Source organism: Streptomyces sp. NPDC006743, assembly GCF_040703815.1.
Classification (GTDB): Bacteria; Actinomycetota; Actinomycetes; order Streptomycetales; family Streptomycetaceae; genus Streptomyces.
The window spans coordinates 23,805-30,324 of sequence record NZ_JBEYJA010000070.1; the positions used below are offsets into that span (position 1 = coordinate 23,805).

Annotated in this window: 6 protein-coding genes; 2 read left to right on the forward strand and 4 right to left on the reverse strand. The window is 74.2% G+C overall.

Features of this window, described 5'->3' with window-relative positions; all coding sequences use genetic code 11:
• The first annotated feature begins 38 nt into the window (after positions 1 to 38).
• A complete protein-coding gene (locus ABZ719_RS34030) occupies positions 39 to 524 on the forward strand; it encodes a VOC family protein (protein WP_366729021.1) in 486 nt (161 codons plus the stop codon).
• A 104-nt stretch (positions 525 to 628) separates the two neighbouring features.
• Here the strand turns inward: ABZ719_RS34030 and ABZ719_RS34035 are convergent, their stop codons facing one another.
• Positions 629 to 2,173, reverse strand: coding sequence for a tetratricopeptide repeat protein (locus ABZ719_RS34035; protein ID WP_366729022.1), 1,545 nt, complete (start codon positions 2,171 to 2,173; stop codon positions 629 to 631).
• A 177-nt stretch (positions 2,174 to 2,350) separates the two neighbouring features.
• Between ABZ719_RS34035 and ABZ719_RS34040 the strand changes: the two genes are divergently transcribed.
• Positions 2,351 to 2,965, forward strand: coding sequence for a DUF6668 family protein (locus tag ABZ719_RS34040; RefSeq protein ID WP_366729023.1), 615 nt, complete (start codon positions 2,351 to 2,353; stop codon positions 2,963 to 2,965).
• A gap of 12 nt (positions 2,966 to 2,977) precedes the next feature.
• On the opposite strand, the gene ABZ719_RS34045 is transcribed toward ABZ719_RS34040, so the two are convergent.
• The 3 genes from ABZ719_RS34045 to ABZ719_RS34055 are packed head-to-tail and all read right to left on the reverse strand — an operon-like array spanning position 2,978 to position 6,194.
• Positions 2,978 to 3,913: an ABC transporter permease gene (locus tag ABZ719_RS34045; protein ID WP_366729024.1), complete on the reverse strand. Its 936-nt coding sequence runs from the start codon at positions 3,911 to 3,913 to the stop codon at positions 2,978 to 2,980.
• Complete coding sequence (locus ABZ719_RS34050) at positions 3,900 to 4,916, reverse strand: ABC transporter ATP-binding protein (RefSeq protein WP_366729025.1); 1,017 nt, start codon at positions 4,914 to 4,916, stop codon at positions 3,900 to 3,902. The genes ABZ719_RS34045 and ABZ719_RS34050 overlap by 14 nt, the downstream gene beginning before the upstream one ends.
• A 33-nt stretch (positions 4,917 to 4,949) precedes the next feature.
• On the reverse strand, positions 4,950 to 6,194 hold the full coding sequence (locus ABZ719_RS34055) for a DUF2092 domain-containing protein (RefSeq protein ID WP_366729026.1): 1,245 nt from the start codon (positions 6,192 to 6,194) through the stop codon (positions 4,950 to 4,952).
• Positions 6,195 to 6,520 lie beyond the last annotated feature (326 nt).

The window sequence follows — 6,520 nt, forward strand, 5'->3', positions numbered from 1 at the left end:
TCCGCCCGCAACCGGCGGTTTGCGGGCAAAGTGGTCACATGACCGAGACAGAGACGTCCGCGGCACGCCCGCCCGCGCCGGTGCACTGGAAACTCGTCGTCGACGCCGCCGACCCGCACGCGCAGGCCGACTTCTGGGCGGGCGCGCTGCACTACGAACCGGAGGACAACAGCGCCTTCGTCGAACGGCTGCTGGAAGCCGGCGCGCTGCCGGGCGCGGACACCGTCGAGTACCACGGCCGCCCCTCGTTCCGGGATCTGATCGCCGTACGGCACCCGGACGACCCCTACGACCCCGAGCGCGGTACCGGGCTGGGGCGCCGGCTGCTCTTCCAGCGGGTGACCGGGACGAAGACCGGCAAGAACCGCCTCCACCTCGACCTGCACCCCGGCGAGGGCCGGCGGGCGGACGAGGTGGAGCGGCTGAAGGCACTGGGAGCGAGTGTGCTCCGCGAGGTGTGGGAGCCCGCCGGGCAGTGGGTCGTGATGGCGGACCCGGAGGGCAACGAGTTCTGCGTGCACTGAGGCCCCGCCGACGGGCCGGGGTTCCGCACCGACCCCTGCGGGCGTGCCGGTCCGCGGGCCGGGTCAGACGCTCCCTGCCCGCGGGCCTCTCCCGGGCGTTCCGCCTATTTCTCCTGTTCCGTCCGTTCGGCTCGTCCATCCTGCTTCGCCCGTTCGGCTCGCCCGGAGCGTTCCGCCCGTTCGGTGAGACGGTCCATACGGGCGCGGACGGTCTCGAGTTCCTCGATGTCGTCGGCGGCCGGGCCCTCACCGGCGGCCAGTTCGGTCCACAGGGCGATCAGCTCCTGGCCGAGGCGCAGTCCCTCCTCGGGGTCGCGCACCGCCCGCCAGGCGGTGGCCGCGCCGCGCACGTCCCCGTAGGCACCCTCGGTGTCGCCCGCCGCGAGGTGGACGCGTGCCAGGTCGAGCGAGAGGGCGAAGGCACGCAGCGGGTCGCCGGCCAGGTAGGCGATGTACGCCGACAGTTCGCGCACCCGCAGCACCTCGGGGTGCGCCGCGCCGAGCGTGCCGGACGCCTCCGTGACGGTGCGTTCCGCCAGGGCCGCCGCCTCCTCGATGCGTCCCGCCCGCACGGCCTCGTTGACCTGGGCCAGGGGCTCGGCGAGCAGGACCGCGCCGCCTTCGCCCGCCAGGGTCCGCGGATCGTCGCCCAGCACGGCCTCGGCCACCGCGTCGAAGCCGCGGGCCGGGGCGGGCTTGGGGTCGGGGTCGAGACCGGTGGCGGCTTCCGGGTCGACGACGGGAGCGGGGCCGGCTCCGCCCCCGAGACCGAGCGCGTTCCTCGTTCCGGTTCGGGTTCCGGTTCCGGTTCCGGTTGCAGGAAGGGAGACGGGGAGGGGTGCGGGTTCCGCGAAGGCGGGGGCCGGGGGGCCCGGCACGGCCGGCGGCCGCCCGCCGGCACCCGCACCCGCACCGGCCGACGGGCCGGAGTCCATCACCGGCGGCGGTCCGAAGCGCCCCGTCGGGGCCGCTGCCGTGCCGGGCGGGGTGGCCGGGGCGGGCTCCGCGGCGCCGTCGCCCACGGGGGCGGACCCGGAACCCAGTGCGATGGTCGGTGCGGATCCGGAGGAGGACAGCCCCCCGGGCACCGCCTGCGGCGGCTGCGCCGGCTCCTGGGACGGGTCCGGTGTCTGGGCGGGGCCCGGTTCCTGGGACGGATCCGAAGCCGGGGACGGCCCCCAGGCCGGGGACTGACCCGAAGCCGGGGCCGGGTCCTGGGACGGCTTCGCCTCCTGGGACACCTCCGGCGGCCTCCGCAGCACCTGCGTCGCGCGCTCCGTCAGCGGCCGGGCCGGCTCCCCCGGTGCCGCGCGCAGCGGCTGGGCCGTGAACGTGCTGGAGCCGTCGCCGTGGACCTGGAGGGGGACGACGTAGCCGATGCGTTCGTCGGTGACCGTCGCGCGGACGGGGCGGCCGGTGGCGAGGGCGATGCGGTGGAGGTGGTTCAGTACGGCCTGCTGGATCTCCTCGCCGGGCGCCGAGTCCACCCGTACGCCGCCGACCGAGGCCCAGGCTCCGTCGCCGGCGGCGTCCACGGGGCCGGACGGGGGCACGGGCACGTGCACCGTGATCGGCGCCGCCACGGACGCCGCCGCCGAGCGCGCGGCGCGCTTCTGTTCCCGCTTCTTCTCGCGGCTCAGTCGGTACATCGGCTCCCTCACTCGGATGCGTGCCATCCGGTCCTGCGCGTACTGTCGAGTCTCTCTGCTCGCCTGCGGTTTCCACGTCACCGCGACGTCACAGACTCGCACCAGGAACCGCTGTCCTGTGACCGGGGTAACGCTGCGAGCACCAAGATCGTCGTGGTGACCACGGAGGGAACGGGCATGCGAACGGACATGCGGCAGGGACCGGAGATATGGCTCCGCGGACCCGTGACGGCCACGGAACCGGCAGCCGCGGCGCCGGCAGCCGCAGGACCGGGGACTGCCGGTCCGGTACCGGGAGGACCGGTACCGGGAGGACCGGTCGCGGCCGGACCGGGCGCGGGCGGTGCCGCCGGCCCGGGGCTCCTGCGTGCCACGCCCCGGCGGTACTCGTGGGTGGCGACGCACGGCGGCGCGGGCACGACCACGCTCGCCGCCGTCTTCGGCGGCCACGACTGCGGGCGGGAGTGGCCCGGCCCCGACGCCCCGCGCTCGGTGCTGCTCGTCGCACGGACCCACGCGAGCGGGCTGGACGCCGTCGTCCGGGCGCTCGAGGTGTTCCGCCGGGGACAGGCACCGGCGGGGCTCGACCTGGACGCCGTGGTGCTCGTCGCGGACGCGCCGGGCCGGCTCCCGCGCCCGCTCGCGCAGCGGGTACGCCCGATCGAGGCCGTCGTGGACGTCCACCACGTGCCGTGGGTACCGGCCTGGCGCCTCGGCGACCTGAGCGGCCGCCCACCGCGTGAGGCGGAACCGCTGGCCCGCCTCACCGGCCTGGCGCACGGTGCCCGCTGACCCGCGCCGGCCCTACGCGGTGACGTCCTTGGCCGTGAACCGCGCCCAGGCCGCCGAGCCGAACACCGCCGCGTACAGCGCCTGAAGCTCCAGGTTCTTCACCAGCCCGTCCCAGTAGACCGGCTCGCGCATGAGGTCGGCGAAGGACAGCCAGTAGTGCGGGAAGAGGTACGGCTGGACGGTGTGCAACTGGGGTATCTGGTCGACGATCTGAACGGTGATCAGCAGTCCCACCGTCGTCGCCATGGCGGCGATGCCGCTGTTGGTCAGCGTGGAGACGAACAGGCCGAGAGCGGCGATGCCGGTCAGGGAGGCGGCGACGACGACGGCGATCAGCAGGGCGCGGCCCCGCCCCTGGCCGAAGCTGATCTGCGTACCGGAGATCGTCGTCAGATCGCCGAGCGGGAAGAGCAGCGCGCCCACGGCGAGGGCGGAGACGGCGACCACCAGCGTCGCGACGAGGCAGAAGACCAGGGTCGTGGCGTACTTGGTGAGCAGCAGCCGGGTGCGGCCCGCGGGGGCGACCAGCAGATAGCGCAGGGTGCCCGCACCGGCCTCGCCGGCGATCGAGTCGCCCGCGATCACGCCGACGGCCAGCGGGAGGAAGAACGGCAGGGTCGCGGCCAGGGCGGTGAAGACCAGGAACAGTCCGTTGTTGGTGATCTGCGCGATGAACGCCGGTCCCCCGCCACCGCCCCCGGCCGACGCCCCGCCGCGCGTCTCGATCCGGACGGCCACCCCGACCAGGACCGGCACGGCGGCCAGCACGCCCAGCAGGGCGAGCGTGCGCCAGCGCCGGAAGGTGGTCCGCAGCTCGTCGCGGAGCAGCCCGAGGGTCCACAGCGGGTTGGGGCGCGGTCCGTCCGATCCGCGCGCGGGAGGCCCGACCTGAGCCGCCGTCCCGCGCGCGGGAGGCTCGGCCCGGCCCGCCGTCTCAGCCCGCGACATCGAATCCCTCCCCGGTGAGTGCCACGAACGCGTCCTCCAGCGAGGCCCGTTCGACTCCGAAGCCGCGGACGCGGACGCCCGCCGTCACCAGCGCCGCGTTCACCTCGGCGAGATCACCGGACGGCGGCTCGCCGGTCACCCGGTCCTCCGTCACGGTCACGTCCCCCACGCCCTGTTCCTTCAGCACCCGGGCCGCCTCGGCCCCGTCGGGCGTGGTGACCACCAGCCGGCCACGCGTCCCGGCGGCCAGCTCGGCCACCGGGCCCTGGGTGACCAGCCGGCCCTGGGTCATGACGGCCGCGTGCGTACACACCTGTTCGATCTCGTCGAGGAGGTGGGAGGAGAGGAAGACCGTGGTGCCGTCGGAGGCCAGCTCCCTGACGAGGGAGCGGATCTCCCGCATGCCCTGCGGGTCGAGACCGTTGGTGGGCTCGTCCAGGACGAGCAGTCTGCGCGGCCGCAGCAGGGCGGCGGCGAGACCGAGGCGCTGCTTCATCCCCAGGGAGTAGTTCCGGGCCTTCTTGCCGGCGGCCGCCGTGAGGCCGACCCGGTCCAGCGCGGCGGCGGCCCGGGCGCGCCGGGTGCGCGGGTCGGCGGTCGGGTCGGCCGCGTCGTGCCGCAGCAGGTTGTCCCGCCCGGAGAGGAAGCCGTACAGGGCGGGACCTTCGATCAGCGCGCCGACGTGCGGCAGCACGCTGCGCGCGGAGCGGGGCATGGGCTGCCCCAGAACCCGTGCGGTGCCGGAGGTGGGTTCGATGAGCCCCATCAGCATCCGGATGGTGGTGGTCTTTCCGGAGCCGTTGGGACCGAGGAAGCCGAAGACGCTGCCCGCCGGGACGGTCAGGTCCAGACCGTCGACGGCGAGCTGTCCCCCGCGGTAGCGCTTGGTGAGCGCACGGGTGCGGATGACGCTGCCGCCGGTGTCGCCCGCCCCCTCGCCGGCGCCGTCCCCGCGGCCACGGCGCTCACCGCGCTCACCGCCGCCGCCCTCCGCGTCGTCCATCGGCTTCCTCGCTCCCTCGTGCCCCCGGCCCGTCTACCGCGCGGAGTCCGCCGCCTTCACCAGCGCGTCCTTGGTGACGGCACCGGCGTAGACCTTGCCGTCGTCCGTGATCAGCGCGTTGACCAGGCGGGTGGAGAAGACCGTGCCCTTGCCGAACGTGCCGGTCACGTGGTCACCGAGCGAGCCAAGGAAGCCGCTGAGGTTTCCGCTGCCGGAGTCCGTCGGGAGGCCGCCCTTGGCGCCCGTGTCGAAGGTGGCGATGGAGTTCCAGCCCTTGCCGATGACCTTCATGCCGTCCTTGGCGAGGCCCTTGTCCGGGGAGAAGTCCTTCGGCGGGGTGAGGCCCTGGTGCGGGGCGCCGGGCGTACGGGCGTGCTCGCCCGCCTTGCCGTCCTTCCCCTCGGTGATCTTCGCGCCCTTGGGCGGCGTGAAGTCGAACGTGGAGGCGGCCGGCGCGGCGAAGCTGATCTGGGTGAACCCCGCGTCGAGCACGGCGGCGCCGCCGCTCGCCGGGGTGAGCGTGAACTTCAGGGGCAGCCCGGTCCTGGAGTCCACCGCGATGCTGATCGCGCCGACGGTGGTGCCCGAGGCGTGCTTGGGCTTGATCACCAGTTTGTAGGCGTCCCGGCCGGCGACCTGTGCGGTGCCGTCGACCGTGACCGAGGTGGTGTCGTCGACCGACTTCAGGGCCTCGTCGGCGAAGTCCTTGGGCGTGGCGGGGACCCGCTGCTCCTTGCCCTTGTCGCCGTGCTCGGCGGCGGTGCCGTGGTAGACCTCGTTGGACTTGCTGTCGTAGCCCCAGACGTCCTTGCCGTTGTGCACGAGGCTGTACTCGGCGGCGCTCTCGACCAGCGAGAGCTTCTGCCGGTCCGGGCCGTCGCCCGCGATCCGCAGGGTGTGCGTGCCCGAGAGCAGCTCCGTCAGCTTGGCGGCCGGGTCGGCGGCCGAGCCGTCGCCGCCGCCCTTGACGGCGCCGGAGGCCAGGCTGCTCTCCAGGCCGCCGAGGCTGGGCAGCCCGAGGTCGGTGCTGATCTTGACCGTGCCGGACAGCCGCTGGGCGTCCGACTTGGCGATCTTCTCGATGAGTTGCTGCGCGTTGATCTTCGGCAGGTCGGGGTCACCGGAGTCGGCGAGTGCCGGGACGAGCCCGATGGTCGCCGCCGCCACCCCCACCACCGCGACCGGGACGACATACCGCGCGGCCTTGCGGCGCGCCGAGTGCCTGCCGTCCGCCTCCGCGGTGCCGTCCCTGGTGTCGTCGGATTCGTACGGTGCCATGTGTGCCTTACCTCCGTCGTCGGCGGCGGCTGCCCGTGTGCACTGCTCCCACCCCAAGCCGCCATTCTCACCCGAATCGGTGAGGAGTGGTGTGGTCCGTGCTTCCATCTGACCAAATCGGCGGGGAGGAAGCGTCAGACCCCGGAGCCAACTCCGTGTACGCCTGCGGTATGACACGTAAGGGCGGCGGCTCCCCTGCCCCGTAGGGGTCAGGGTGGAGACGCCGCCCTTAGAGCTGCGAACAAAAGGGGCGCCCGGCTCGCGACGCCCGGCACGCACGCTCGCGGCGTTGCCGAAAGGCCCTGGTAGCTCCGCTACAAGGACCT